This is a genomic window from Paraburkholderia sp. BCC1886 (assembly GCF_900996245.1).
Taxonomy (GTDB): Bacteria; Pseudomonadota; Gammaproteobacteria; order Burkholderiales; family Burkholderiaceae; genus Paraburkholderia.
The window spans coordinates 1-427 of the sequence record NZ_CAAJGK010000012.1; the positions used below are offsets into that span (position 1 = coordinate 1).

Below are 427 nucleotides of genomic sequence, written 5' to 3' on the forward strand. Positions count from 1 at the left end.
TCATGGCGGGCTCCGCGTGCAAAGCGCGTATTGTAGGCGCCCGCGCGCTCAAGCCCGGCGATACACCTCGGGCCGATGCAGCTCCATCCAGCGCTCGGGATGCGCGGGCGCGACGAAGCCCACCGGCGCATAGAGCCCGTGCGCGTCGCTCGTCACCAGCGCGATGCGGCGCAGGCCGCTCACGCGCGGATCGGCGAAGACCTGGTCGATCAGCGTGCGCGCATGGCCCTGCCCGCGATGCTCGGGCAGCACGAACACGTCGCAGAGATAGGCGAAGGTGGCCAGGTCGGTGACGAGCCGCGCGAAGCCGACGAAGGTTTCGCCGAGGAAGGCGCCGAAGCAGAGCGAGCCGTCGATCGACTGCTGCACCACCTCGCGCGGGATGCCAAGCGACCAGGGCGCGTGGTCGTGCAGGAAGGCGTGGATC

The 427-nt window shown here is 70.3% G+C and carries 1 protein-coding gene; it reads right to left on the minus strand.

Annotated elements, in window-relative coordinates:
• Positions 1–48 precede the first annotated feature (48 nt).
• Positions 49–426 (minus strand): GNAT family N-acetyltransferase, encoded by a 378-nt coding sequence (locus tag FQ746_RS01630; protein ID WP_260853846.1) that lies wholly within the window; start codon positions 424–426, stop codon positions 49–51.
• Between the last annotated feature and the right edge of the window lies 1 nt (position 427).